A 24,218-nucleotide genomic window follows, 5' to 3' on the forward strand; every position below is an offset into this window, starting at 1 on the left:
CCTCATAGGCGCCGCGGCCGCCCACCGACGGCGTTCCCACGCGAGCCAGGTTCACTGCGACGGGGCTCGGCAACACGTCTCATTCAAGTTGGCGGTTCCCAGGTCAACCGGCTGCAGTGGCGGCACCTGCACTGATACAGGACAGCTGATGTCCTGTCCCGTGAAGGTTCTGCCCCCTACCAGGACGTGTGCCGATCACGATCCTGACCGGCGCGGCCGCCCGCTACACCAACCGGATGCCATTCGCAGACGCGTCCGTCGTGAGGTCGTCCCCCGAAGCCGGCGGCTTCCGTGCTCTGGGTCCTCCCGGTTATGGTCAGGGTCGCGTGATATCTCGTGAGTCGATATATTTGGTCGTATGGCGTTGACGGAGCAGGCCTTCCTGGTCCTGACGGCCCTCGCTGGCGGGCCGCAGCACGGGTACGGGCTCATCGGTGAGGTCGAGGAGCTGTCGGGCGGGGCTGTCCGGCTCCGGGTGGGCACTCTCTACGGGGTGCTGGACCGGTTCGTGGGCGACGGGCTCGTCGAGCCGGACCGCGAGGAGGTCGTGAACGGCAGGCTCCGGCGCTACTACCGGATCACCGACGACGGTCGCCGGGCGCTCGCGACCGACGCGGCACGTCAGGAGGCCGCGGCGCGGCTGGCGACCGAGCGGCTGCGAGGGTGGCGGATCGACCCCGAGGGGGCGGCATGAGCCGGCTGGAGCGGCGGTACCGGCTGCTGCTGCGAACACTGCCCGCCGGCTACCGGAAGCGCTGGGGCGAGGAGATGACGGCGACCTTCCTCGACGCGGAGCTCGCGGGGCCGGACCCGGACCTGCGCGCCGAGTACGGCTCGCCGGGCTGGGCCGAGATCGCGGCGGTCCTGCGGCTCGCCGTCGTGCTGCGGCTGAGCCCGCACAGCGCTGATCGCCGTGTCGCGCGCCGAGGGGAGGCGATCGGGGCGGCGGCGGTGTGTCTCGTGCTCGTGCAGGCCGTGGTCGGGCTGCTCGGCGCGGTGTCGCTGCTGTGGGCGGCGCAGCGCTTCCCGCTGCAGGTCGAAGCGCGGCCGCCCGAGCTCTGGGCGTCCGCGGCAAGCGACCTCGTGTGGGTCGGCGCGTTCGTGGCGCTGCTCCTGGGCAGGCCGCGCACGGCGAGGGGGTTCGGTGTCCTCGCCGTGGTGTTCTCGATCGTGTCCTTCGTCCTCGCCCCTGGGTGGACCGCCGCGGCGTTCGCGCTGCTGGCGGCGGCCACCGTGCTGGGCCTGGGCGCGATCCGGCGGCCGGGCGACGAATCGGGTGTCGATCCCGTCCGGCACCGGTCGCTCCTGGTGGCGGTGGGTGTGGGGGCGGTCGGGGTCACCGCGGTCCTCGCCGCGGTCGCACGTGCCTTAGGAATCGACTGGGCCGCGGTCATCGGCCTGCTCACCCTCGCGCTCGCGGTGCTCCTGTCGCTGCGCACCGCGCTCGCCGCCGCCCTGGCGTGCGCCACCGAGGGCGTGGCCCAGACCCTCGGTCTCGCGGGCTTGCTCTCGGCGGAGGGCCTGCCTGCGCAGTTCGTCGCCGCGCGCATCGCAGTGACCGGGGCGTTGCTCCTCGGCGCGGTCGTCCTGCTCGCAATCGACCGGGCGCGCGTGCCCGCGAAGGGTCAGGCGGTGCGTCCATGAGGGGCAAACATGTATATCACCGCGGACGCCAAGTCCGAGACCGGGAGCCGGGAGATCTATTGGGAGATCCGCGCCAAGCCCGAGGGGCAGCCACTCCCCTGCCCGAGAACGGCTTTGATGATCTGCGTTGGAAGGATCTTCATACGCAGTCACGGCGCGCGTTCGACGCCGAGCGCGAACACTCGCCGCGGAGCTGGCAAGGGTGCGGCTGCCGGAACTCGCTGATGGCTGACGCGCCGGCTCGCCTCGGGTACGCGTCGAGATCCCCGCGGCAGTATGGCCAATGCACGAGCACCCGATCCTTCTCCACCGCGGGTGCTGACCCTGCGATCAGGACCCTCACCGACGCCGGCTCGACCGCGCCTCCGCAGGAGCCAGGTTCGGGAGACGTGGATGGGGCATTCCGCCTCATTCGACTTGGCTCTTTCCAGTTCAGCGAGGTGCCGCGGCGCCGATATGGCTCAGACAGGCCATCTGGTGTCCCTGTCCCGACGAAGCTGGCCTGCAGCCGGCCGTGGATCGGGGTGTTCTTGTCGCGGGCCGGCTGTTCCCGTCACACTCGCCCCCGGATGTGCCTCGCGACGTGCGGGGAGGGCGCAGGCGTGGACGCGGCACCGGACACTCTGTCGGTTCGGCTCCTGGGCGGCTTCGCGGTCGGCGTGGGCGTCCGGACGGTCGACGACGGCGTCTGGCGGCTGCGCAAGGCCCGCACCCTGGTGAAGCTGCTGGCCCTCGAGCGAGACCGGCGCGTCCACAGAGACCGGTTGTGCCGGCTGTGGTGGCCGGACCGCGATGGAGTCGCGACCAGGAACAATCTGCACCAGGTGGTCCACGCGGCCCGGTGTGCCCTGGCCACGGTGGGGATCGACCGGGGTGTCGTCCTGCGTCGTGACCTGGTGGTGCTCGCGCCCGGGCGGCAGGTCGTCGTCGACCTGTAGGTCTTCCTGCAGCGGGCGCACGAGGCCCGCGGCTCAACGGATCTCCGGCTTCTCGAGCGCACGCTGGCGGCGGGCGCCAGCGAGCTGCTGCCGGAGGACCGCCACGAGGCCTGGGCCCAGCCACACCGGGACGTCCTGCGGGGTCGGCGTACGGAGCTCGCCCTGGCTGCGGCTGCGGCCGCCGGCGAGCAGTGCCGGCATCGGCACGTCGTCGAGATGCTGCTGCCGATCCTGGCCGAGGACGAGCTCGACGAACCGGTGGCGCGGGCGCTTATGCGGGCGCTGGCGGCGGAGGGGCGCCGCTCGGAGGCGCTGATGGTGTTCGAGCGGCTACGCGACGAGATCGGGCGCGAGTACGGCGGGTTGCCTGATCCGCGGACCCGCCGGCTCTACCGCGACCTGCTCGCGGGCTCGGCCGAGGACGCCGACGGGGTTCTGGAGCCGAGTCCGTCTCGGGAGCCGGGCTCCGGGCTGCACAACCTGCCCGTCGCGGTCAGCGCACTGATCGGCCGTGGGGACGAGCTGGAGGAGACCGCTGCGGTCCTGGAGCAGACTCGGTTGCTCACGATCACGGGGCCGGGTGGGGCGGGGAAGACCCGGTTGGCGACGGAGCTTGCGCGCCGGCGGCCGGGACGTCATCCCGACGGGGTGTGGCTGGTCGAGCTAGCCGTGCTGTCCAGGGGCGACCTGCTCGCCCACCAGGTGGCTGGCGCGCTGGGGCTGACCCTCCCGGAGCGCGGTGCGCCGCTGCCGGCGCTGGTCCGCCAGCTCGGCGGGCGCCGGCTGATGCTGGTGCTGGACAACTGCGAGCACCTGGTCGACCCTTGCGCGCGTCTGGTCCACGAGGTGCTGCGCCGGTGTCGCGGTGTGGTGGTGCTGGCGACCAGCCGTGAGCCGCTGCGGGTCGACGGCGAGGTCGCCTGGCGCATCCCGTCCCTGGCCGTACCCGGGCCGGGGGCGACGGCCCGGCAGCTGAGCCGGGTGGCCGCGGCCCGCCACGGATCCGCGCGGAGCGTTGCACTGGATCACCGACCAGCGGATCAGCGCGCTCAAACATTCGCCCCGTCCGGAGGACTACGCCGCGCAGGCCGGCTGGGGGCAGCGAACAGGAAGTGCGGACCAGCTCGAGCTGACCTGGTTCATTATCTACGCCAATCCGATGTCCGCGCACGACTGCTCGGGCCGCCACTGACCAGCGCAGCCCAGCGAGCAGACGTTGGCGTTACCCGCGGTCGAGGGGAACGCGCACCCGGCTGACGTCGACTCGCAGCTCACGAGGGCCAGGCGGGATCCGGTCCGAGTCGTATCTCACCAGCACAGTGTGTCTATCCCGGTGCACGACCGTCGCGTGCCGCCAGCGCCGCGCCACGAACGCGACCACGGCGTGACCCTCCTTGAGCGCGAACCCCGTCGGCACAGCGACTCCGAGCTCGGCGAGGTCCGCTGGGTCACTAGCCGTCGGACTGCTATGTGGCGACCTGGGCTCCTCTGGCAGCTCGGGCTCATCGCTGGGGAAGTCGTCAAGCTCGACGTCGGGAGCGGCGGGCTCTTCATCCGCTTGCTCCTCGACCTGGTCAGCTTGGTCGTCTGGCCGCGGGTCATTAAGTCGCGCGTGCTCGTCGTCGAAGCCTGGCTCGGCGGCAACGGCACGCCGCGACCCGATGGAGACCACCCGCGAGGACGGTCCCGTCCGTAGCCCCGCCCCACGTGATCGAGGCCCAGCGGGAGCGGTGATGGCACGCTGCGGTGTCTGCGCCGGCGCTCTGGCCTCGACCGCCTCGACGGCCACGTCTAGGCCCGCTCGCACGTTCGCCGCCGACAGAATGTCAGCGACCGCGACGCCGACGGCCTCGATCGGCGAGCCCGCCGGTACCGATAGCTGAACAGCAAGCCGACCGTCCTTGTTGGTCACGGCCGCGTCGCGATGCGCGAGGGCCTCGAGCAGCTCGACGACACCCCCCTCGTCGAGCTCGTCGGCGTCCATATAGAGCACGACGGTCGCCGCCCACTCACCGAAACTCGACATCAGACCCCGCTAGGTAGTGATCAGGGCGCCTCGACAAGCTGACTTCCGCGACCCCGATGATCCCAGTCGACTCCCCCATCTGGGCGGCGGCATCAGCCCAGCTGCCGGACGATTCGAGCCTCAACGTAGCCCACCGGCGCCACGCCCACCGGAACCGCAGGTCGAACGGCGAGCTGGCCGTCCTCGTCGGCCACTGTGGCTTCGCGGTAAGGCGAGAGACGTGGTCTTGCCTAGCTTGCCGATGCCGGATACGTCGAGAACAGCTGTGACCAGCGGCTGAAAGTCCGTCTCAAGGGATGGTGGTCGGCGAGATGCTCGACTTCTGGACTGGCGGCGAGCGCGACCAAAGCGAAGCGCAAGAGTTGGAGTGACCCCGGCGTTAGAACTGCGTCGCGCAGGTCACGGGCCACTTCGATCAGCCACTCGGCCGCTTCCTCGTCACCGAGCTCGGCATGTCCGACCGCAACTTCGGCTATGGCGAGGAGGTCCGCGCGATGTCGCTGGAGCCATTCGGTCTCCTGTCCTCGCTTGCCCTGGCCAGCAGGCCTTCCCAGGTCGCCAACAGGCTCGCCACGCAGGCGGGCGACCTTGTGTCGCGCCGCACGCCGGCGGTCGTGTACGCCCTGCCGGGTGCTCACCCCCAATCGCCCACCAACGAGACGCGGCGGCACGCCGAGACGGTCCGCCTGCTCAAGCAGCCAGGACTCAGCAACCTCGCCCAGCCACCACAACCGCAACCGCAGCTCGAGCCCGTCAAGCACGTCCGCCTCGAGCACCCAAGCGGGCATCCCGCGGCTGTAGCTGCGGAGAAAGGCCAGTACGTCTGCCGGATCCTCGGACAGCCGCCACGCGTTCGGGTCGTCAACTCGTCGACGCCGCTCCGCGATCCGATCGATCGCAGCGGCAGCCTGCTCGGCGGTCACGGGAGGAGGGATGGCCACCGTCAGATTTTCTCTGACGGTGCCGCCCGGCGGCGATGACGATCTTCACTGGCCGCAACGGAGGTGACGTTGTCCGCCGGTGGTCCCGACCAATACAACTGCTTGACCGGACATTCCGCGGTGAGGGAGCGATTTGAGGACTGCGCACGTGTCGGGGCCGCAGCCGCCGCCGGAGTCGACGTCGCACGGACAAAGTTCGCTGCGGTCGATGCCGCAGCGCCCGGACCGAACCGACGGGCCGGCAGATCGCTCACGTCTAACACAGGAACCAGATGCTGGGTTGCCGTCGCCAAGCTTCTGCCAGGGCTGGAATGGGCGCTGACGCCGCGATGCGTTCTCGCACTGCCGCACCACGGGCTGCACGCAAGATCGGGTGACCACCCGCTCTTCGGCCTGCAACTCGCCGACCAGCAGGTACGGGAATGTGGCGCCAAGGCGCTCGTGCCTGTATCTACAGTTTCCACTAGATTCACCTGGGATCGCGTGTAGGTTGTGGCGTGGCAACCTGCGTCTTGGCGGTTCCTTGCGTGTTGCGTAGGCCTGCTGCGCCCGGCAGTACTCCGAAGGCTGGATCCATTTCACGATGCGGACTGGACTGGCGTGAACTGGCGCTTGATGCAGAGGCCGTCGAGACGGAGACCACACAAACCCGGACGGGCAGGCCAGCCGGAGCGGCAGGTTCGACGCATTCCGACAGGTCAGCCTATGAGGGCGGAGTAATCGCCGCGGCTTCGGTGTGCCCGTAAACGCCGTTTACCGTCTGGCTACGAGCGGGCCGGAGCAGGGGCCGGCACTCGGAAGGGACGGCTGTACCCGGAGCATGCTCGATCTGTCTGGTGGGTGGCCAGCAGCGTCCCGTGGCCACCCACCAGACAGACGTCAATCCCTGGCGCCGAGAAGCCGAATCAGCTCGGTGAGCTCATCGGGGGTGAAGAGCTTCCGGATGGAGTCGGCGGCCTGCTCGGGAGTGGCGGCGGAGATGCGGCGAGTCGAGCGCGGCCCGGCTTGCTGTGCGGCCGTAGGGCGCCGATAGGGCGGACCTGCTTCGACGATGGCCCGCTGCTCCTCCTCGGGCAGCGTTCCAAACTGCCGAGCGAGCTCCACCTTGAGGATCCCGACCCTGAGGGCATCCTGAAGTTCCGGGATCAGGCCGAGCAGCGCGAGCCGCTGGCTGACATACATCTTGCTACGGCCAATGCGGCGAGCCAGCTCCTTCTGGCTGACGCCCTCCTCAGTCACCCGCGCCATCGCCTGGGCCTCGTCGAGCGGAGCCAAGTTCTTTCTGTGGCCGTTCTCGACCAGCATCACCTCGTACATCGAGGGGATCCGCTCGTCGTTGACCACGGCCGGAACTTCGGAGAGCCCGGCCTCGGTTGCCGCCTTCAGGCGGCGGTTACCGATGAGGGCGACCCACTTGGAGCCGTCGATCGCTTGACGGTGGTCCGGATAGCGTTCAGCGAAGGCGTCGCTGGAGCAGACCAGGATCGGCTGGAGCACGCCGTGCGTGCGGACAGTGTCGACGAGGTCGCGGAAGTCGTCGTCGTCGGTCTCGTCTTCCGCGCCCGGACGATTGAGAGGATTGCCCGCGATGTCGGATATGGGGAGGACGGATTCGCCAAGCTGCGACGGCGGCGGCGGGGCCTGGACGCCGTCGTCGAGGTTCGGCTCGGGTGCAGGTGCAGGTGCAGGTGCGGGTGAGAGGTTGGGCCGAGGCGTGGGGGCAAAGTCGGGGACTTCTTCCTCGGCCAACGCAGCGAAGTTGACGCGCTTACCCATGGGTCAGCCCTCGGTGGTGGCGTAAACGCCGTTTACCGCAGCCTGCCCCTCTGCGGTGCTCGCGTGCCGGGGAGCCCCGTTCTGGCTGCCGAGCACCTCCAGCGCGAGCTTGAAGAAGTCTTGCCGAGCCTCAAGCGCCACGCGGTTCTTGGCGTACTGGACGACCGTGACGCCCTCCGCCGAAGCCCGCGTGTGCAGCTTGTAATGCCTGATGACCGTGTTGAAGCACGGCCAGCCCTTCGCGGCCACAAACTCCCGAGTCTGAGCGAGATCGCCCTCGCCGTCACGGGGATCCCAGTTGTTGAGGAGGACCCGCCAGGGAACGCCGGCCGGTTCGACAAGCCGTTGTATCGACCGTGTGGCGGGCGAGAACGACATGGGCTCCGGTTCGAGCGGAACGATGACGTCGTCGGCCTGCGCAAGGACGGTACGCAAGATCCCCTCGTCCTCCAGGCTGCCAGGGGTGTCGACGAAGATGTGCTCGTAGCGCTTGATCTGTCGTAGCTGACTGAGCACTTCCGGGCGGTCGTGGCACTGGTCGAAGTCGAACGGGAGAGCCTCGCCGACCCGCTGTGCCCACTCGAGCATGGACGCTTGCGGGTCGGTGGAGACGCCGAGAACCGGCGTCGAATCGGTAGTCCCACCAAGCGTGTCGGCGACAACGGCCGCGAGATTAACCGTGACGGTGGTCTTCCCGACCCCGCCCTTCTGATTGGCGATGACGTGCACGCGCGCCATGAGAGAATCCCTCCGTCTGCTTCCCGCCCGGCGGGCGGTACTTCGGATCGCGCAGCATCTTGCCAGATCAGGCACGCGATCCCGTGGAGGAGCACCCGGTGAGTCGCGTCCGCGTGAACAGGGCCTTCCCTCTCCGTTCGGACTGCGCGAGCCGGTAAACGGCGTTTACCCCTCCCTTGGCGACCGGGTGCACCGCGGCTCGACCAGGACAGCAGGGTCTGCAGCGAGGGTTTGGACGGGGGTGCGGCAGTGGCTGTAAACGGCGTTTATCGGGTCGCGCGCACGGTCGCCCTGGCAGGGTCGGATCGCCCGGACGGGGCGCGCCGTGCCTGGCCCTCTCTTGGTCTCTGTTGCCGCGCCCGACTCAACTGCGCGGCTTACCCGAGTAACCTTGATGGTGTCGCCGAGTTCAATCTTTCGAACGCATCTGGCCTCGACGGTCAGTGAGCAACGTGGGTCTGGCGACGACGCGAAGGCTCCCTGTTGCGATCGGGTCGGCAGGCGCTACGAAGATGACCGTCGCCCCCCCCCACGGTGGTGTCGGCCGGTAAACGCCGTTTACTTGCTCCGGAGACCGGATACCGGAGACCGGAGGCTTGTGTCAGGCAGCTGCCGGACGGTCGAGCAAGGCCCCGCCCGAACCCGCCCCTCAGGTGCGCGGCAGTGGTGGATCCAGCCTCGCTCGCAGTCATTATGGGCGCCGGCTACTCAGCTGATACCGGGTTGCTATCGGCCGCGGGCATCTCCAGCGCATGTCGCTGCATTCGCCGCCGCCCCGCACCGCGCCGGAGCGGCGTAACGCCCCGGATGAGGATCCACTCGAGGCGCCGGCAGCGGGTGGCGGTGAACCTGAATGCCGGCAGGAACGACGATGCGTAAACGCCGTTTACTGACCTTCGTGGCGGCTGAGCCGTGGGGCGGACTCCGGACGACTGGCGGCCCCTGGCCCGCGCGTCCGCGAGGAGGGGTGCCCGACTGCGGGACCTCGGCCGCGAGCCAGTACGGGGTTTGGCGTCACGCGCTGGCCCACCTCAACGGACCAATGAGCGCGAACGTCGCGATAAACGACGTTTACGGCGGTTGCTATCGGGGCCCAGAGGGGGCGTCGAGGCGCCAAATGGCAGCGACTGGAGCAACCGACCGCGGGCCGAGTGGATTCTCCCGTCCAGTCGCGGGCCATCGTCGGTCGCTCGCGCCAGATACAGGAACTGACGAGGAAGACTTGACGAACCCATCAACCTCTACGGTGATGCGTGATCGGCGAGAACGGGAGGACGGACATCCTTTGGTACCAGTGGAGAGCCCTCTGTCGGCGCCTCGCCATTCCTACGGAAGCAGGGGAAGTCTTGAAGCGTGCACCGGCCGTCGCGAACTTGCCGGCACCGCTGGCAGGTAAACGCCGTTTACGGCCCACCCGGTTCAGGGTGTCGGGGATGTACGCGCGGACCGAGTCGGGCCCGGCGGACCGTCGCTGACATGCGCTCGGCGGGGGTCACCACATCGCCTCCCCGGGACATCGCGGGAGCAGCGGGCGAGCACCCCGAAGCAACAAGAAGAAGGGAGCCACCGCCCGCCCCGCTGGGTCCTGGCGGCACGCTCGGTCCGTAACGCCGTGGTCCGTACTAGGACACCGCGTCTTGCCCCAAACGTGTCCTTCTACCGCCTCGATCGGAGGGAGGGCCGCTGGCTCCCGCCGGTGTCTGCACCATCCCGCTCCTGCGCCTCACCCAGGCTGTTGAGGGGCCCGCGGGCCGTCTCTCGCTTAAGACGCAGTCCCCTTGCCCCGAGTGATAAACGCCGTTTACCGGGGGCTCGACCTGCTCCCGTTGCTTAGCTGGTGGTCGGTTCGAACGGCTCATCCGCCAGCACGTGTCCTGACTCAGTCCGCGGATCCGGCCCGGAGGAGATGTTCACGTAGCCGCCGCGCGATTGGACGGTGGCGGCATCGCCTTCCCTCGCGCTGGGCCGGGCGCGGGTGTAGAGGGCAAGACGTGGCTCCGCGGAGGGCGCGGGCACGCTGAAAGGCGGTCCAGGCCTCGGGGTGCACCAGCCGACGGACGCGCAGTTCAAAGGAGCGGCCTGGACCGCTCGTTGCTCGCCCATGGCTTCGTCACCCGTTCCGACGAGGCATCCTGAGCTCGTGCTAGGTCGGTAAACGCCGTTTATCGCTTGGACCGTCCCCGGCCCACGGCGCCCGAACGCCGGCCGCCGGTCGGCACCAGCGAGGCTGGAAAGCTCGCACCGTCCTCACATGTCACCGATCGTGGAGGCGGCGGCTGCTGGCTCCGGGTGTTTGAGGCGACCGGTGAGCATGGCTCGACTGTCAGCGGAGTCGCCAGATGACGGAACCAAGGGGCTGCGGGCCGAGCTGGGCGGGGCAGCGCGCCCAGACCGACCAGGCATCGACACCTCTTTCCTCAGGCAGCAGGAAGGCGAGTACTGCCCTTTGCCCGACCGACCCCGGTAGCAAACGGACCCATCGCCCAAGCTGTAAACGGCGTTTATGACCCCCCTCCTTGGGTGCGGGCGGTGGGCTAGCTGCCTTCTCTGGAACGCGTGGGTACGCGTGTGAACTGCATGCTCGGCGTGCACTGCCGATTCGCCCCGATCGGCAGTGCCCACATTGAGTTGGTTGCGGGCAAGGTGACAGCTTGGCCGGGAGCGGCCATGGACCAGTGCCGAGGTAAACGGCGTTCATCGCTGCTGCCCTTGTTGCTTGGGCAGCGCCGGCCTTTGCGGCCCGTCCGAAGTCGTGCTCAAGGCAATCGCCGAAATGTTGCGCCCGGCGGGCCCGGACAGACGTCGCCCCTCGCGCCCCTGGCCGCCTGGCGCGCGTCGGCAGCGCCGGAAGAGGAAGCAGGTCAACAAACCTCGCCCTCAGAGGGCTCGGGTACGGGCGGCACCGCCTGGTGAGCGTTTAAGGTCTGGGCGCACGCAGTGAGCCTTCTTGTGGTCAGCCTTCAGGCCTGCACCCCGGGACACCACGGACCCCCCGTGGCTGCCTGCACAACCTGCGGAGCAGTAAACGGCGTTTACGCGATCGCCGCCGACTACTTGCAAGGTATCGCGCCGCCCAGTGCAGGGACGTTCTGCGCGCCTCTGACGACACCACTTTCGTCAGCCCGCCTGCCCGAGCCGGCGAACGACGTGGCGAACGTGACCGGAGCGTAACTCGGCACCCGACAGAGGATCAGAGACCCGCCGCCGCGAGGGCCTCGAGTAAACGCCGTTTACTCGAGGCCCTGGGTCCGGCCACGCGAAGGTCCGGATCGGCGTCGCCGAGTCCCGCGCTGAGAACCGAGCACACCTACGGGGCCCACCTCCGAAGGGCCAAGGCACGGGGTCCATATACCAACTCGGCCGGGCCGCCTTCAACTACGCCATTGCCACCTCGGCGGGCCTCGGGTGGGCACGGGAGTAAACGACGTTTATCGCCCGTCGCACCACCCGCGACAACCGCCCGATGCCGGGGCACGCAAGACCCGCGTGCCCCTCGCGGACCGTGCTGACCGCCATGCCCTGAGTAGAGCACAAGGCACGGACCCGACGCGGTCACGGCGCCAGCATGTCGCCGAAACGTGCCAGGCACCGGCCAGGGCACAACGTCCAGACGGCGCTCGCAGAGCAGCGGCGAGAGGCTAGGTCCACCACCGTTCCTCCTGCAGGCCGTGCTCGCGGCGCCCCGAAGCTGATGGCGCCCCTCGCTGCCGGGCCACTACAACTACCGGGTCGAGTCGCGATTGCCAGCGCCGCACTCTGGCGCGTGTCCTCGATAGTAAACGCCGTTTAGTGCGCCGGGCGACAGCGCCCTTGCATCGAGGAACAGCCACGCGCGCCCTAAGGCTGCGCCGCAACCAAGCCACCGCGAGCACTCGCGACCAGAGGCAGCGGTAAACGCCGTTTACGTGTGCCGCTACATCCCGATCGGGTGCATGACACGGCGTGTCGGCCGCCCGATGAGTCGCGCCACCCCTGCCGGCGAGGTATCCTAGTCCCTGCAAGGCGCCCCTTCTTGGCAGGTTGGGGAACTCGCTCCGGTCCGCCGGAGCACCCGGCGTGACGTGGCGTGCTGGGCCGCGTGACGCGAGAACCACACGGGACAGCCCTGGCAGGGGCTGTCCCGTTCTCGTTTCCGCTCGGTCTCTGGGTCGAACGTTTGTTCGAGCCCTGATCAGTGTCAAATTCGACTGCTCACTCACCGGTCGAGAGCAGGCTGGGGCGGGACAGGGGTCCGACGTCGAGTCGCCAGGCCAGGGCTTGATCGCCACCTCGACTGATCGGTGGCCATCCGGGCCGTGCTGTCCGCTGAGGCGGTAGGTGTTGACGGCGCGTCCAGCGCGCCGTAGCTGCCGACCTCGATCAGTGAGGTGGCAGGACCGGCCAGCAGCGCGGGGGAGGGAACGGCCGCGGAGCTCCTCCCAGCCGTGAATCGCGCCGCAGGGACGTGCGGCTCGATTCCGGGCCCGGTGGCGGCGTAATCGCGGGGCATACCCGGGGTACCTCCCCGCCACCCATTGCTGTCATAACGCAGCCCGGATAGATGGGCTGATCATGCCGGTAGGCGCAGATTCCCGGACGGCGTATGAACAGCTACCGGACACGGGCCAGGGGCCGCGCAGTGGATCAAGCTTGTGGCGCAGTGAGCCGGTGACCAGCGTCGAGGAACTGCACCGCCGGCCGGAACTGACGGGCTGCCGCGGTGCGCGCAGCCCGTGTATCAGCCACCGACCCGTCGACCTCTTGCCAGCCATCGACAAGACGGCGCAGCGGATTACACTTCCGGAGTTCACCGAACGACTGCGGGACCGCGGATTCGAGGCCAAGGCCATCCGCGTGTCCGTGGCCGCCCTCGCTCGCCGTCAGCTGGCCTACTACGACCGACTCGCAACGCCAGCTGGGTCCGGGAGCCTCTGGCGGCAGCGGATCGCTACCATCCAGTCCGGGGTCTCCTGTACGTGAGGCACAGAGTCTCGCCGAGCCTCGGGTCCCTGACCTGCTCCCTGAGGTCGTGTCCATCGCCGGAACAGGCTCAAGATGACGGCAGGGCCGACGGTTCCGGTGACGCGGACTGAGGTGCGGTAGCCGTCGATGTCGATCAAATCGTTGCGGGAAGCGGCCACCTCCTGATACTGCGGGACTGCAGCTCAGCAGTAGTGCGCTGAGTGGCTGAACCGTCTGCGACCAGGCTGCGACGCCCGACCTCGGCGGCGGCCCAGGGGGAGCCGCGGTCGTCAGACTCCCAGGAGTACGAGGCCTTCGTGCTCAGCGAAGTCGCTGTAGTCCTTGACGTTGAGCGTCGCGAGTGGGAGCTCGTAGGCGAGGCATGCGGCGGCGATCCAGCTGTCGTTCTGGGGACGCGGGCGCCCGCGGCGGGCGGCGTAGGCAGTGATCTCACCCCAGGTCCTGGCGACGTCGTCGGTGTACGGGAGCGTGGGGCGGGCCGCCAGCCAGGCATCGAGTGCGCCGCGGCGGGTGGCACCCCACTCTCGAATGGTTGACCAGCGGATGAGCTCGCCATAGGTCACGAACGTGATGCCGTGCTCTGCCGTGGCCAACTCGCGGGCGAGGGTGCCGGGCAGGCGGCGTGTGACGAGTGAGGCGACGTCGGTGTCGAGGATGATCCGTCGCACTTCAGGCGATGCTGGAACGGCGCATCTGCCGGAGGTCGGCGAGGAAGTCGTCGAGTTCGTCGTCGTCGAAGATCCCGTCCTGGGCAAGCTCGTCGATGCTGGAGACAGGGGTCGCCTTGGCGAAGATCTCGTCGACGGTCGGCGTAGGTTTGGGGGAGGGCGAGGGCCCAGGCTGGGTCGTCATCGTGCCTCCTCCAGGGCGCTGCCGGCTCGGGCTCATGGTAGCCCGTAGCCGCCGTCGGACAGGCCCAGCGACACCGGAGAAGGCGGCCCGAGAGTGCTCCCCCTGCAAAGGGGGCACGTTGCTACGCACGATGACACCTGCTCAGCGGCCAGTCGGGATGGGCGGGCCGGGCCGGTGGCCCGCCGACAGGCTGTAACCCAGCTCGTCGACCGCAGGCATGCCCGCGCGCACAGAAGCCTGATCGGCACGGAGCTGCTTCCAGTCCGGACGTTCGCTGACGTCGATGGTCTTGGCCACGATCGGCCGTAGCGCCCGATGGAAGATCAGCGTCTTGTTCGCCTCCAGCATCCGGATGGCGCCGGGCCGGAACGTGGGGGCGGTCTCGGTGCCAATCGAGGCGCGGTCGGGGGAGAGGAAACCGTCGGAGTGGGTCTGGTGCCGGATCCGCTCGTGGTGCCCGCTGAGGGTGGAGGCCCACTCGAGGGCGGCGGTGTCCTTGAGCCCGCCCCAGAGGCTGAGGGTGGTGGTGTTGTCCAGGAGCTGGCGGGCGCGGGCGGGGCCGAAGGCGTCGTCGAGCTGGGCTCGGGACTGCGCGGCCCAATGGATGACCACGCCTTGGCCGGCGGAGTCGGAGACGTTGTCGGGCAGGCTCGGCACGGGAGTGGCGTTGGTGAGCTCGTCGAGCACGGCGGTGGCCGGAGGTTCAAGTCGACGTGTGGGGTAGGACTTGGCCATGTCGGTCGCGGTGGTCAGCCATTCCTCGGCCAGCGCGGTCAGCAGTGGGACCGCGGCGGCGGCGTGCTGGCGGCCGGCGATGAGGAACAGGCTGCCCTGGTTGCCGATGAAGCTGCGCGCGTCGAAGCCCTCCCCGGAGCGCGGTGAGCACAGCGCGCGCAGGGTGGGGCTCATCAGGGGCTCGATGACGCGGCGGACCGACATCCACACCGCGTCCGCGGTGCGGTCGACCATGCCCATCTCGGAGGCAAGGTTCTTGGCGACGTCAGGGTTGAACGGCTCGAGCAGACCGACCGGTTCACGATCGGCCGGCTTGGCGGTGGACCACCGGATCAGCGAGCTGATCCCGCGGTTTCCCAGCGCGGCCGCGTGCAGGTAGGCGGTCAGGACGACCTTCGCGCGTTCCCGGAACACCCGGTCATTGCCTGCGCCACCGCCGCCACCGGCCTCGACCGCCACGGCCGAGGCCTCAACCATCGTGTGCGCCCGCCGCTCGGCGGTGGCGTAGTCGTGGCAGCCCTGGATGGGTGACCAGCGCAGTTGTGCAGGCCAGGCGATGGTGCCGGTGGCGTCGAAGACCAGGACCGGGCCGGCGAGGAACCGGCGGGTGCGGGCCAGCGCGACGAACTCCAGCAGGTCGGGTTTTGTCGTCGAGCACAGCAACGCACCGGGTGCGCCGAGGGCCTTGTGCACGAGGTCGCGGCGGCTCTTACCTGTCTGGGTCGGGGCCAAGGTGCCAGTGGGGCTGGTCAGCGGGCTGCACATCGGGCCGATCGCGCCGCGGTGCAGCGGCGCCCCGACCTCTTCGAGCGGGGCGCGTTTGCGCTCGAGCTTCGACAGGCTCGGACGGGTCCACTGCGCGGTCCGTCGGGCGGCGGCGAGAGAGAGCTCGCGGCGGATCTCGCGGCGGCTGGCGTGACCGGGACCGGTCGGCCCCCAGCGCCGCCAGGCCAGCACCGCCAGGACAACCAGGACCGCCGACGCGAGGCCGGCGAGGACCGCCACGGTGAGCCAGTACGTCTGCGGATGCCCGGTGAGCTGCTCGGCCCACGGTGGGCCGACCGCAGCACCCGGGTCGGCGGGATGAGTCAGCACCGCGAACGCCAACGGCCACCAGCCGCCGACGTCTGGCCAGGACAGCGGGGCGCCGAGGAACGCGGCCGCGAGCACGACCGCGATGCCGAGCAGCCCGGACGTGGCGGCGAGCAGCGCGAGCCCGGCGAGGGCGACGCCGGCCAGGGCGAGGTCGCGGTCGGCGGTGGGGGAGTGGTACCGGCTCACGCGGGTGCCCCCTGCGCAACCGTGGACGCGGTCCCCGGTGTCTCGCCCACGGGGCCGGCGATGTGGCGGACGGCGACGACTTGGTCGGCCCACTTGCTGACCGGCTGCAGGATGACCCCACTGGAGGAGTCGTAGGCGTTCACGATGATCCCGTTCCCGGCGTACATGCCGACGTGGCGGGGGTTGGTGGGCGAGCCCAGCGAGCCCGGGATGAACACCAGGTCGCCGGGGGAGAGCCGGGCGAACGAGGCAGGGGTGCCGACGAACTTCTGGTTGACCGTGCCGGCGGGGATCGGCACCCCGGCGGCGGCCCACGCGGCGGTCATCAGCCCGGAGCAGTCGAAGGCGCCCGGGCCTTTGGCGCCCCACACGTAGGGCTTGCCGAGCTGGGCGAGGGCGTAGGAGACCGCAGCGCGCTGCTGCGGATCGGTCGGAAGCCGGAACCCGGCCGGGAGCCTCCCGGGATCGACCAGCGCGGGCCCACCCGGCGGCAGCCCGCCAGCGCCCTGGTCGGGGCACAGGGTGGTAGCCAGCGACGCCAACTGCGCCTGCCCGCCCTGGGCGTCCGACACGAGTGCTGCAGGGTCGGGGACGGGGTTGTCCGGGCCCTGCCAGAACTGTTCGACCAGCGCCGCGGCGGCCGGCTCCTGGGGGCCGTAGCGGCCGGGGTAGCCGGAGGCCTGCACGGTCTCGGCGGCCTGGCCGGGCGACAAAGTGACCCAGCCGGGCACCGCGAGCAGCCGGTCGTAGAAGGTGCCCGCGGCGTAGGCGGGGTTGAGGACCTGATCCGCGCTGCCCCAGCTCATCGAAGGTCGCTGCTGGAACAGCCCGAGCGAGTCGTCGAGACCGTAACGGACGTTCTGCAGCCCGGACTCGACGATCGCGGTCGAGACCGCGATGACTGCGGCCCGCTTAGGAAGCCGCCGCTCGACGGCGAGCCCGACGATGGTCTGGGCGTTGGTCATCTGCTCGGCCGACCACACCCGCGGCCCGACCTGCCGGGCGCCCCCGCCGGGCCCGCCGTCCCCGCCGCAACCCCCACCGAGGGCGCCACCGAGGGAGGCGATCAGCGTCAGCCCGACGACCAGGACGGTCACCGTCAGCACCACGACCGCGGCACCGATCGCGGCGACCAGCTTGACCACTGAGGGGTTCATCGGGGGCGAGGAGTTCATCGAGACCCGGTGCCGTTCAGCCGGCCGCGGCAGCGCCGCCGGCGGTGGAGCCGGGGGTGCCGGGTGAGGGGGCGCGCAGCTGGGCGTTGGTGTCGAAGACGCGCATCTCGACGCTGGAGAGCACGGTCTGGACCTTGTAGCCGGGGTTGTTCTCGATCTTCCACAGGGCGCGGCCGCGGCGTTCCATGGCCCAGCCCCCGGCGACGTCTTGTTCGCGTTCGGTGAGCGCGAGCTCGGTGGCCAGCTCGTCGGCGACCCGGGTGGACTGGCCGAGCAGGATCCGGGTCGAGCACAGCGCGAGCAGGTCCTTGGCGATCGCGACTTCCTGCGAGCCGGCGGCCCCGACCGAGAGCAGGTCGGAGGGTTTGTGCATGACAAGCAGCTGGATCTTGCGTTCGGCGCGGGACAGCCGCAGGTCGGAGTCCACGGCGTGCACCGCGCGCAGGCCCAGGCGCATCTGCCGCCACACCTCGTCGCGGACCACGACCCGCACGTCGCCGTCGTCTTGTAGGTCAGTGATCATCGACGACCAGGAGCCGAGGCAGGTCAGGGCGACCGCGATGGCCTGGTCGCCGCGGCTGCGCAGCAGCGACAGGTCCATGGACTGGATGGGGGCGTCCCAGTCCAGCTCGAAGTTGGTGGGCTCGTCGAACAGCCCGGCCAGGGGGCCGGTGACCAGGTTGGCCAGCGCGTCAGTGATCAGGCGGGTGTGGTCGAGGAACTGCCGGCGCCCGGCGAAACGGGCGTCGGCCCACAGCGTGTCGTCGGGGTCGGCGAGCTCGCGGGCGACGTCGGGGATGGTGATCGGGCGCAGGCGGGTGTAGCCGTCGGCGGCGCCGACGAGGCGGCGCAGCACGGTGGCGAGCACGAGCTCGTCGGTGACGGTGGGGGAGTAGCCCTGGGTTTCGGCCAGCGCGGCGAGCAGCGTGGTCCAGCGCCCGAGCACACCGGCGAGCTCCTCGCGTTGCCGCTCGAGCGACCAGGTGTCCCAGCGGGCCGCGAGCGGGCCGAGGTCGAGCGCGTTGAGCCGAGCCGAGCTGCCGCGGCCCAGCGCGATCGGGGTGATCCCGAGGGCGCGCAGCAGCGGGGTGTACTCGCCTTTCACGTCGCCGGAGATCAGCGTCTTGATGCTGAACAGCATCATCCGCAGCACCAACGCCACGACGGTGGAGGACTTGCCGCGGCCGGGCTCGCCGAAGATGACGATGTTGGGGTTGGTGGCGATGCCGCGCAGCAGCCATTCGATGGGGTGGCAGTAGAACGCGCCGCCGGAGAGCACGTCGTAGCCCATCCGGGCGCCCACCGCCGGGACCCCGTTGGCGGCGAGCAGCGGGAACAGCCCGCCGATCTCGCCGGTGGTGGCCTGGTAGACCGGCACCCGGGCGGTGGCGTCCACCGGGGACCAGCCACCGGCGGGCTCGGTGTGCCCGCGTCGCGGCGCGGTCGGTCGGTTGATCCGCCGGTCCTGGTCCTGCTCGGCCGCGGCCGGGTCGACCGGCGGGCCGGACAGGGCGGGGGCGCCGCCGAAGGTGGCCAGCAGCTCGAGGGCGCCCCGCCGATCGGTGCTGCGGTCGCGGGAACGCCTGGGCAGCAGGCTGCTCAGCAGGCCCATCAGCTCAGCGCTCCGCGCATGCGGGGCAGGCCCGCCCCGACCGGGAGGGCGGCGGAGACGAACGCGGAGTCCTGGGCGAGCTCCAGGCGCAGCAGCCGGAACCGGCCGGAGGCGTCGTTCTCCAGCTTCGCGGCGTGGTCCTCGAGATTCCATCCGGCGGGCACGGTGACCGAGGCGGCGACGGTGTAGCGCACCATCGCGTGCCCGGCGGCGACCGCGGATTCCTGCGCCCGAGCGCCGCCGGCGCGCCGGGCGTCGACGGCGGTAGTGGTGAATCCCTTGGCCGCCTTGTAGTCGGTCATGACGTTGTTGCGGAACCGGCCGCGCTGCACCGCGCGCTGGGCGGCGCGCTGGGAGAGGACCTCGTAGTGGATGGCCAGGGTGCGCCGTTCCCCGGCGGTGCGGACCGCGAGCAGCGGGCCCAGCGACCCGAACACGGTGCCGGCCTCGGGCATGAGCACCGTGTAGGAGACCGAGGAGAACCCGTCGTGGTGGTAGGCGCGCGCCGACGGGCTGGGGGCCAGCGTGGGACCGGCGGCCGCCATCGGCAGCCCGTCCTCACCGTCGGGGCCCGGGTCGGGGTGGGTGAGGTGCGCGGCGGTCAGGCCGGCGGCCGCGGCCGGGTTGAATCCGGTGCGGATGGCCTCTGCGAGCCCGGCGGAGGTCAGCCAGGACACCGTGCGCACGCCGAGGGCTTTGAGCTGGTCGTCGATGCCGTCCAGGACCCGGTAGAGGCCGTAGGCCCGGCCGGTGATCCCGCCGCCGGCGGCCTTGGCCGGTCGGTTGAGGGCGGTCTCGGAGCCGGACACGGTCACGAACAGCTCGGTGCGCACGCTGACCGAGCCGATGGTGTGGTCGAGCTCGTCGGTGGCCGCGCGGGCCAGCTCCGGGGAGCGGGGGTCTTCGTGGGCGGCGCGCCACACGTCGTATTCGGTGCCGTCGTCGGGCACGGTGCGCACATACAGCGACAGGCGGTCGACGACCTCGCGGTGGCCGAGCGCGATGAGCAGGGTGCCAAGCCGGGCGGCGAGCCGCTCGCATTCGGCGTCCGAGAGCATCCCAACGCCGTTGTGGGTCAGCCGCGCGGTGGCGCCCCAGCGGCCTTCGACGGTGTCGTGGATCAGGCACACCCGGCCCTGGTGGTGAAACGGTGGGCCGTCGGGGAAGGTGAGGCGGGCCAGCACGCCGGGCAGGTCGGGCTCGTGGGCCGGCCCGGGGTCACCGGCGGCCGCCCGGGACTGCCAGGGAGACCAGCGCAGCAGCACACCCAGCTGGAACAGCAGCAGATCGCCCAGCCAGCGCAGCGCCGACCGCCCGCGGATCGGCACGACCACCAGGGCGGCGAGCGCGCCGTTGAGCACCAGCCAGGTGAACGCGCCCGACCAGCGGCCCGCCGACATGGCCAGCAGGACCGGGGCGGCCAGCCCGAGGCAGGTCAGCGCCTGTATCGGGGTCAGGCCCAGCACCCACCCGGAGCGTTCCTTGGTGTTCAGCCCCCGATACACCCGAGGCCCGACGGCACCCGTTTCTCGATCGCGTGTCGTCGTGCTCACGGGATCACCGCCTCACTCGCTTCACCAGCACCAGCACCAGCGCCGCCAGCGCCGCCACCTGGGCCGCCCGAGCTGCCTTCGGCGTCTAGGGGTTGCTCCGGCGGGGGCGTCTCGCCCGCACCGCCCCCGCCGGGCCCGCCACCGGTGTCCGCCTGCGCAGACGCCGGTTCGATCGCCGCCACCCCTTCCCCGGCCCCGCTGCCCGGGTCGCCGACGCCGATCGGCGACACGTCCGGCGACCCCGGGCCACCCGCGGCGCTGGCATCATCGCCTCCGGCGACCGACCCGCCAGGCTGAGACGCCGCACCGGAACCGCCCGCCGACGAGCCGCCCTGCCCGGACTGCCCGGAGCTTGCGTGGCGGGACCCGCCGGCGCCGCCGCCGATCCCGCTGGCGTCCATCTGGCTGTTGGCGTAGTTCGAGGCCCCGTGCGCGGCCCCGGACACCGCCGCACCGACCGCGGCGAACCCGCCCGCCGCGCCGGCCGCGGCACCCGCGCCACCGGCAGCGGCACCGCCGGACCCACCCGCGGCCGCACCCCCTCCAGCCGCGCCACCACCCGCGCCACCACCGGCGCCGCCGGAGGCGGCGTCGAAGCGCGCGGTGTTGGCCTCTTCGGCCGACGAACCGCCACCCGAGCCCGCACCCGACCCCGACCCCGAACCGGACGAGCCCAGCGAGCGCAGCGCCAAGCCGGCCTGGGTGCCGGGCTCGACGAAGGCGAGTAGCCGGTAGATCGTCATCGGGCAGAACACCGCGACCAGCAGCACACCGGTACCCACGAGCAGGCCCCCGACCCCGGTCGGGGCGGCCATCAGGTTCACCCCGATCACCAGCACCAGGGCCAGGGCGGGCTTCATCAGGATCGCCGCGAGCATCCAGCGCAGGCTGCGCCAGAACCAGGTCGAGGTCGTCTGGGTCATCAGCCCCGCCGCGGTGATCGGGATGGTGGCCAGCAGGATCCAGATGACGGCCTGCCGGAAGATCATCTGTAGGGCGAAGCCCACGGCGGCGGGAATGACCCCGAACAGCGCGATCAGCCCGAGGATCACCGCGCGCACGGTCTCGTCGGCCTGGCTGGCCAGACCGAGCTCGGGGTTGTCGGCGAAGACGGTCTTCATCTCCCCCTCGGTGAGCAGGGTCTGGAAGTTGGCCGCGTCCAGGCCCTTCTCCAGCAGCAGGGTGGTCAGCCCCTCCGCGCCGCCGAGCAGGGCGGCCACGATGCCGAACGTCATCGCGATGGCGATGCCGTAGGCCACCGGCCCGGACACCGCACGCCAGAACCCGGCCCCGCCGCGGGCGGCGGTGGTGGTCAGCTGCCAGAAGAACAGCCCCAACGCCACCACTCCGGAGATCCACAACAGGGTGGGCCACACCCCGGCCAGCGGGCTGTCCCCGGACAGCCGCCCGTCGGCGTCGACGAGGTTGGAGCCGTCGCCGAACCCGAGCAGGGCGTCGACGAGCTCGAACGCCCCCCGCAGCAGCCACAGCGCGGCCGCCCAGACCGCCTTCATCACCTTGTCGATGGCGGAGGAGACGAACCCGTTGACCGCGTCAGCGACCAGATCCATCGACCCTGCCCTCCCTCATCCGGTCCCGGGTGGTCATGCGCCGGACCGGCGTGCACCGGACCGTCGTGCGCCGCGTCGTCGTGCGCCGGCTCATGTGAGCGGCCGGAATCCGGCGGCCACCGCTTCGGCGGTGCCGGGCCACAGGTCCGGGCTCGAGGCCGCGGCCGCGCCGGGGGAGACCCGCCACTCCGTCGCTCCGTCGGCGGTGAGGCCGGAGCGCAGCGCCTGGCAGTCCCCGATTCCGCCGGATGCGATCTGGCCGTGGTACTGCACGGTCAGCTCCCCGAGCACGCACACCACCGCGTAGCGGCCGCCGTCGGTGGTGCCCTTCACCAGCGCGGAGGTGGGGGAGTAGGTCACCTGCATCCCGGCGATCGGCCCGGTCGCGGGCAGCCCGGCCCGGGAGCGGAACACCCGCAGCTCGGCTGTCAGCCGGGCTGCCGCGGCCGCCGGGGCACCCGGCAGCGCGACCGAGGTGTAGGCGGCGGCGTAGGTGTCCGGGTCGCCGCCGGCCAGCCCGGCCACCATCAGGGCCGCTTGCTGGGCGATCGCGCCCTCCACCGTGGCGGGAAACCCGCCCGGCACATATCGCCCGGCGATCACTCCGGGGGCGGGCAGGCTGAACGGTGGGCCGGCGCTGTCGGAGGACAAGGTGTGCGGCTGCGACGCCGATCTGGGGAACTGCGGCATGGCCCGGGTCGCGAGCGCGGTCTGCGCCGCCAGGTCCCAACCCTTGCCATCCAGCGCCGCCGCGCCGGTGCCCGGCAGCGGGGTCGGGCCCGCGTCGCGGCCTACGCCCAGCAGCAGCGCCACCAGCCCGGCCACCAGCGCCACCACGGCCACCGTGATTCCGGACAGCACGACCAGGGCTTGCCGGCGGTTGGGGCCGGCATCGGGGGGCGGCGGGCCGGGCACGCGGAGGCGCCCCGCGCGTCGAGCATCAGCGTCGTTGGTTCTGCCAGTCGAGCTGCCGGAGCTGTTGGGGCTGAAGATCTCGCTCACCGGCGTCAGCCCGTGGCGAAGGTGGCCAGCACCGAGTAGCCCACGGCGTAGAGGAACGCGGCGCCGACGCTGGCGAACATGGTGATCGCGCCCATCCGACCGAACCGGTGGTGGTCGGCGATGCGCCCGCCGGCGAACAGCGCGACGCCGGCGAAGAACCCGGCCACGATGGCCGCGCCGGCGCCCCACTTGATGTAGCCCAGGACGTTGGTGATGTTCTCCGCCCCGGGTGGGGCGGTTGGGTTCGGGTTCGGCAGCTCCTGGGCTAGCAGCTGCTCGGCGACGTGGGCGAGAACCTGTGGCAGCGTGGTCACGGCGACGGTGAACAGGGTCGGGGTGGACATCAGCGGCGGGCCTTTCGTGAGCGCGAACGGCCGAGCTCGGGCAGCAGGCCCCAGTCGGCGAGAAGAGGGCAGACGACGGCGAGGACCTTGTCCGGAACCAGCTCGTCGGTGACTCCGCCGATCTCCAGCTCGGAGTCGTGCGGGATAAACAGGGCGTCGTCGAGCAGCGGGTCCAGGCGCCGCCCTGCCGCGCCGGTGACCCCGCCCGGCCAGCGCTTCGCCCCGGTGACGGCCAGCTGAAACGGTGGCAGCGCCACCCCCCGGGAGATCCACGGGTCGAGGCGGGCGAGGACCTGTTCGGCGTGCCGCAGTGACGGGCGGGTCGGGCGGACGACCAGGATTGGTCGCGGCGCGGGGGTGCCGCGGCGCAACCAGCCGCCCGCGCCGAGCAGCGGGTTCGCCGTGGTCCGCCAGCCGTCATGGCCGATGTCGACCACCGTCACGTGCAACGGGTCGACCTCGGGCAGCCACTGCGGTGGCGGTGGGACCTGGCTGGGCGTGATCACCGGCAGCGGCGACTCCAGGCGGGCCAGCAGCGCGTGCCCGCGCCAGGAGTAGCGGATCGCCACCTGGTCCGACACCGGTGACAGCCACGGCCCCTCCGCCGAGGCGGCGCCGGCCAACCCGGAGCGGGCCGGATCTGCGGCGTCGATCAGCAGCACACAGCGCGCGGCGAGCTGCAGTGCATCCGCCATCGCGGCTGCCAGTGCCGAGGCGCCCGCCCCCGGGGAGCCGGCCAGTACCGGGAGGACCGCGCCGAACCCGGACCAGTCCTGCGGGCGGGAGGCCACGTTCGGCAGATCCAGCTCGGCCATTCGGGCCAGGCCCGCTCCGGCCTCCGCGGCCGCGTGCCGGGCCTCCGCGGCACGACCGGCCGCGACCAGCCCGGCGGCGGTGTCCACCACCGGTTCGACGTCGGCGTAGTCCACCTGGTGCTCCCCGGCGGATTCGCGCAACAGGGCCGCAAACGGGTGCAGCAGCTCGTCGATCGAGGCTGCCGGGCGCGGCGTCGTCTCGGCCGGGCCAGGTGCGGGTGCAGGTGGCCCCTGTGGGCGCTCCATCATCGCG

General features: G+C 71.1%; 19 protein-coding genes. 5 read left to right on the top strand and 14 right to left on the bottom strand.

The features are described 5' to 3' along the window. The first annotated feature begins 358 nt into the window (after nucleotides 1-358). The 4 genes from ACL02T_RS09820 (at nucleotide 359) to ACL02T_RS09835 (ending at nucleotide 3,839) form a co-directional block, all read left to right on the top strand. A complete protein-coding gene (locus tag ACL02T_RS09820; protein ID WP_412830319.1) occupies nucleotides 359-694 on the top strand; it encodes a PadR family transcriptional regulator in 336 nt (111 codons plus the stop codon). Next, nucleotides 691-1,644, top strand: coding sequence for a hypothetical protein (locus ACL02T_RS09825; RefSeq protein ID WP_412830320.1), 954 nt, complete (start codon nucleotides 691-693; stop codon nucleotides 1,642-1,644). The genes ACL02T_RS09820 and ACL02T_RS09825 overlap by 4 nt, the downstream gene beginning before the upstream one ends. Before the next feature lie 602 nt (nucleotides 1,645-2,246). Further along, on the top strand, nucleotides 2,247-2,582 hold the full coding sequence (locus tag ACL02T_RS09830) for an AfsR/SARP family transcriptional regulator (protein WP_412830321.1): 336 nt from the start codon (nucleotides 2,247-2,249) through the stop codon (nucleotides 2,580-2,582). Nucleotides 2,583-2,669: 87 nt separating this feature from the next. Continuing rightward, a complete protein-coding gene (locus ACL02T_RS09835; RefSeq protein WP_412830552.1) occupies nucleotides 2,670-3,839 on the top strand; it encodes an ATP-binding protein in 1,170 nt (389 codons plus the stop codon). Here the strand turns inward: ACL02T_RS09835 and ACL02T_RS09840 are convergent. The 4 genes from ACL02T_RS09840 to ACL02T_RS09855 all read right to left on the bottom strand — a co-directional run bounded on the left by ACL02T_RS09840 (nucleotide 3,805) and on the right by ACL02T_RS09855 (nucleotide 8,063). Further along, nucleotides 3,805-4,608, bottom strand: a complete 804-nt coding sequence (locus ACL02T_RS09840; RefSeq protein ID WP_412830322.1) for a hypothetical protein — start codon at nucleotides 4,606-4,608, stop codon at nucleotides 3,805-3,807. The two genes, ACL02T_RS09835 and ACL02T_RS09840, sit on opposite strands and share 35 nt — an antisense overlap. Nucleotides 4,609-4,838: 230 nt before the next feature. Beyond that, nucleotides 4,839-5,531, bottom strand: a complete 693-nt coding sequence (locus ACL02T_RS09845; RefSeq protein ID WP_412830323.1) for a hypothetical protein — start codon at nucleotides 5,529-5,531, stop codon at nucleotides 4,839-4,841. A gap of 897 nt (nucleotides 5,532-6,428) precedes the next feature. After that, nucleotides 6,429-7,325 (bottom strand): ParB/RepB/Spo0J family partition protein, encoded by an 897-nt coding sequence (locus tag ACL02T_RS09850; RefSeq protein ID WP_412830324.1) that lies wholly within the window; start codon nucleotides 7,323-7,325, stop codon nucleotides 6,429-6,431. Nucleotides 7,326-7,328: 3 nt separating this feature from the next. Continuing rightward, nucleotides 7,329-8,063, bottom strand: coding sequence for a ParA family protein (locus tag ACL02T_RS09855; protein WP_232870649.1), 735 nt, complete (start codon nucleotides 8,061-8,063; stop codon nucleotides 7,329-7,331). Nucleotides 8,064-12,710: 4,647 nt separating this feature from the next. Here ACL02T_RS09855 and ACL02T_RS09860 point away from each other — a divergent pair. Beyond that, nucleotides 12,711-13,022, top strand: coding sequence for a hypothetical protein (locus tag ACL02T_RS09860; RefSeq protein WP_412830325.1), 312 nt, complete (start codon nucleotides 12,711-12,713; stop codon nucleotides 13,020-13,022). Between the two features lie 272 nt (nucleotides 13,023-13,294). Here ACL02T_RS09860 and ACL02T_RS09865 read toward each other — a convergent pair whose 3' ends face one another. From ACL02T_RS09865 to ACL02T_RS09910, 10 genes are all read right to left on the bottom strand, one after another. Continuing rightward, entirely contained in the window at nucleotides 13,295-13,693 is a 399-nt protein-coding gene (locus ACL02T_RS09865; RefSeq protein WP_412830326.1) for a PIN domain-containing protein, read from the bottom strand. Between the two features lies 1 nt (nucleotide 13,694). Beyond that, nucleotides 13,695-13,877: a hypothetical protein gene (locus ACL02T_RS09870; protein ID WP_412830327.1), complete on the bottom strand. Its 183-nt coding sequence runs from the start codon at nucleotides 13,875-13,877 to the stop codon at nucleotides 13,695-13,697. A gap of 141 nt (nucleotides 13,878-14,018) precedes the next feature. Beyond that, entirely contained in the window at nucleotides 14,019-15,893 is a 1,875-nt protein-coding gene (locus ACL02T_RS09875) for a type IV secretory system conjugative DNA transfer family protein (protein ID WP_412830328.1), read from the bottom strand. Then, nucleotides 15,890-17,068 (bottom strand): C40 family peptidase, encoded by a 1,179-nt coding sequence (locus tag ACL02T_RS09880; RefSeq protein WP_412830329.1) that lies wholly within the window; start codon nucleotides 17,066-17,068, stop codon nucleotides 15,890-15,892. The genes ACL02T_RS09875 and ACL02T_RS09880 overlap by 4 nt, the downstream gene beginning before the upstream one ends. 16 nt (nucleotides 17,069-17,084) lie before the next feature. Continuing rightward, nucleotides 17,085-18,680: a putative type IV secretion/conjugal transfer ATPase gene (locus tag ACL02T_RS09885; RefSeq protein WP_412830330.1), complete on the bottom strand. Its 1,596-nt coding sequence runs from the start codon at nucleotides 18,678-18,680 to the stop codon at nucleotides 17,085-17,087. Beyond that, the gene (locus ACL02T_RS09890) at nucleotides 18,680-20,233 is read right to left on the bottom strand and encodes an SCO6880 family protein (protein ID WP_412830331.1); all 1,554 of its coding nucleotides are present in this window, start codon (nucleotides 20,231-20,233) and stop codon (nucleotides 18,680-18,682) included. The genes ACL02T_RS09885 and ACL02T_RS09890 overlap by 1 nt, the downstream gene beginning before the upstream one ends. Beyond that, the gene (locus ACL02T_RS09895; protein WP_412830332.1) at nucleotides 20,230-21,804 is read right to left on the bottom strand and encodes a TrbL/VirB6 family protein; all 1,575 of its coding nucleotides are present in this window, start codon (nucleotides 21,802-21,804) and stop codon (nucleotides 20,230-20,232) included. The genes ACL02T_RS09890 and ACL02T_RS09895 overlap by 4 nt, the downstream gene beginning before the upstream one ends. 90 nt (nucleotides 21,805-21,894) lie before the next feature. Then, nucleotides 21,895-22,665, bottom strand: a complete 771-nt coding sequence (locus ACL02T_RS09900; RefSeq protein WP_412830333.1) for a hypothetical protein — start codon at nucleotides 22,663-22,665, stop codon at nucleotides 21,895-21,897. A 146-nt stretch (nucleotides 22,666-22,811) separates the two neighbouring features. After that, nucleotides 22,812-23,150, bottom strand: coding sequence for a hypothetical protein (locus ACL02T_RS09905; protein ID WP_412830334.1), 339 nt, complete (start codon nucleotides 23,148-23,150; stop codon nucleotides 22,812-22,814). Further along, nucleotides 23,150-24,214 (bottom strand): hypothetical protein, encoded by a 1,065-nt coding sequence (locus ACL02T_RS09910; protein WP_412830335.1) that lies wholly within the window; start codon nucleotides 24,212-24,214, stop codon nucleotides 23,150-23,152. The genes ACL02T_RS09905 and ACL02T_RS09910 overlap by 1 nt, the downstream gene beginning before the upstream one ends. Nucleotides 24,215-24,218: the final 4 nt, after the last annotated feature.

Origin of the sequence: Pseudonocardia oceanicola (genome assembly GCF_047200735.1) — a bacterium.
In the GTDB taxonomy this organism is placed as follows: domain Bacteria; phylum Actinomycetota; class Actinomycetes; order Mycobacteriales; family Pseudonocardiaceae; genus Pseudonocardia.

Excerpts from the sequence above, each read along its gene's own strand:
- ACL02T_RS09820 (WP_412830319.1), top strand. The coding sequence starts at position 359 with ATGGCGTTGACGGAGCAGGCCTTCCTGGTCCTGACGGCCCTCGCTGGC.
- ACL02T_RS09825 (WP_412830320.1), top strand. The coding sequence starts at position 691 with ATGAGCCGGCTGGAGCGGCGGTACCGGCTGCTGCTGCGAACACTGCCC.
- ACL02T_RS09840 (WP_412830322.1), bottom strand. The coding sequence starts at position 4,608 with ATGTCGAGTTTCGGTGAGTGGGCGGCGACCGTCGTGCTCTATATGGAC.
- ACL02T_RS09850 (WP_412830324.1), bottom strand. The coding sequence starts at position 7,325 with ATGGGTAAGCGCGTCAACTTCGCTGCGTTGGCCGAGGAAGAAGTCCCC.
- ACL02T_RS09855 (WP_232870649.1), bottom strand. The coding sequence starts at position 8,063 with ATGGCGCGCGTGCACGTCATCGCCAATCAGAAGGGCGGGGTCGGGAAG.
- ACL02T_RS09870 (WP_412830327.1), bottom strand. The coding sequence starts at position 13,877 with ATGACGACCCAGCCTGGGCCCTCGCCCTCCCCCAAACCTACGCCGACC.
- ACL02T_RS09880 (WP_412830329.1), bottom strand. The coding sequence starts at position 17,068 with ATGAACTCCTCGCCCCCGATGAACCCCTCAGTGGTCAAGCTGGTCGCC.
- ACL02T_RS09885 (WP_412830330.1), bottom strand. The coding sequence starts at position 18,680 with ATGGGCCTGCTGAGCAGCCTGCTGCCCAGGCGTTCCCGCGACCGCAGC.
- ACL02T_RS09895 (WP_412830332.1), bottom strand. The coding sequence starts at position 21,804 with ATGGATCTGGTCGCTGACGCGGTCAACGGGTTCGTCTCCTCCGCCATC.
- ACL02T_RS09905 (WP_412830334.1), bottom strand. The coding sequence starts at position 23,150 with ATGTCCACCCCGACCCTGTTCACCGTCGCCGTGACCACGCTGCCACAG.
- ACL02T_RS09910 (WP_412830335.1), bottom strand. The coding sequence starts at position 24,214 with ATGATGGAGCGCCCACAGGGGCCACCTGCACCCGCACCTGGCCCGGCC.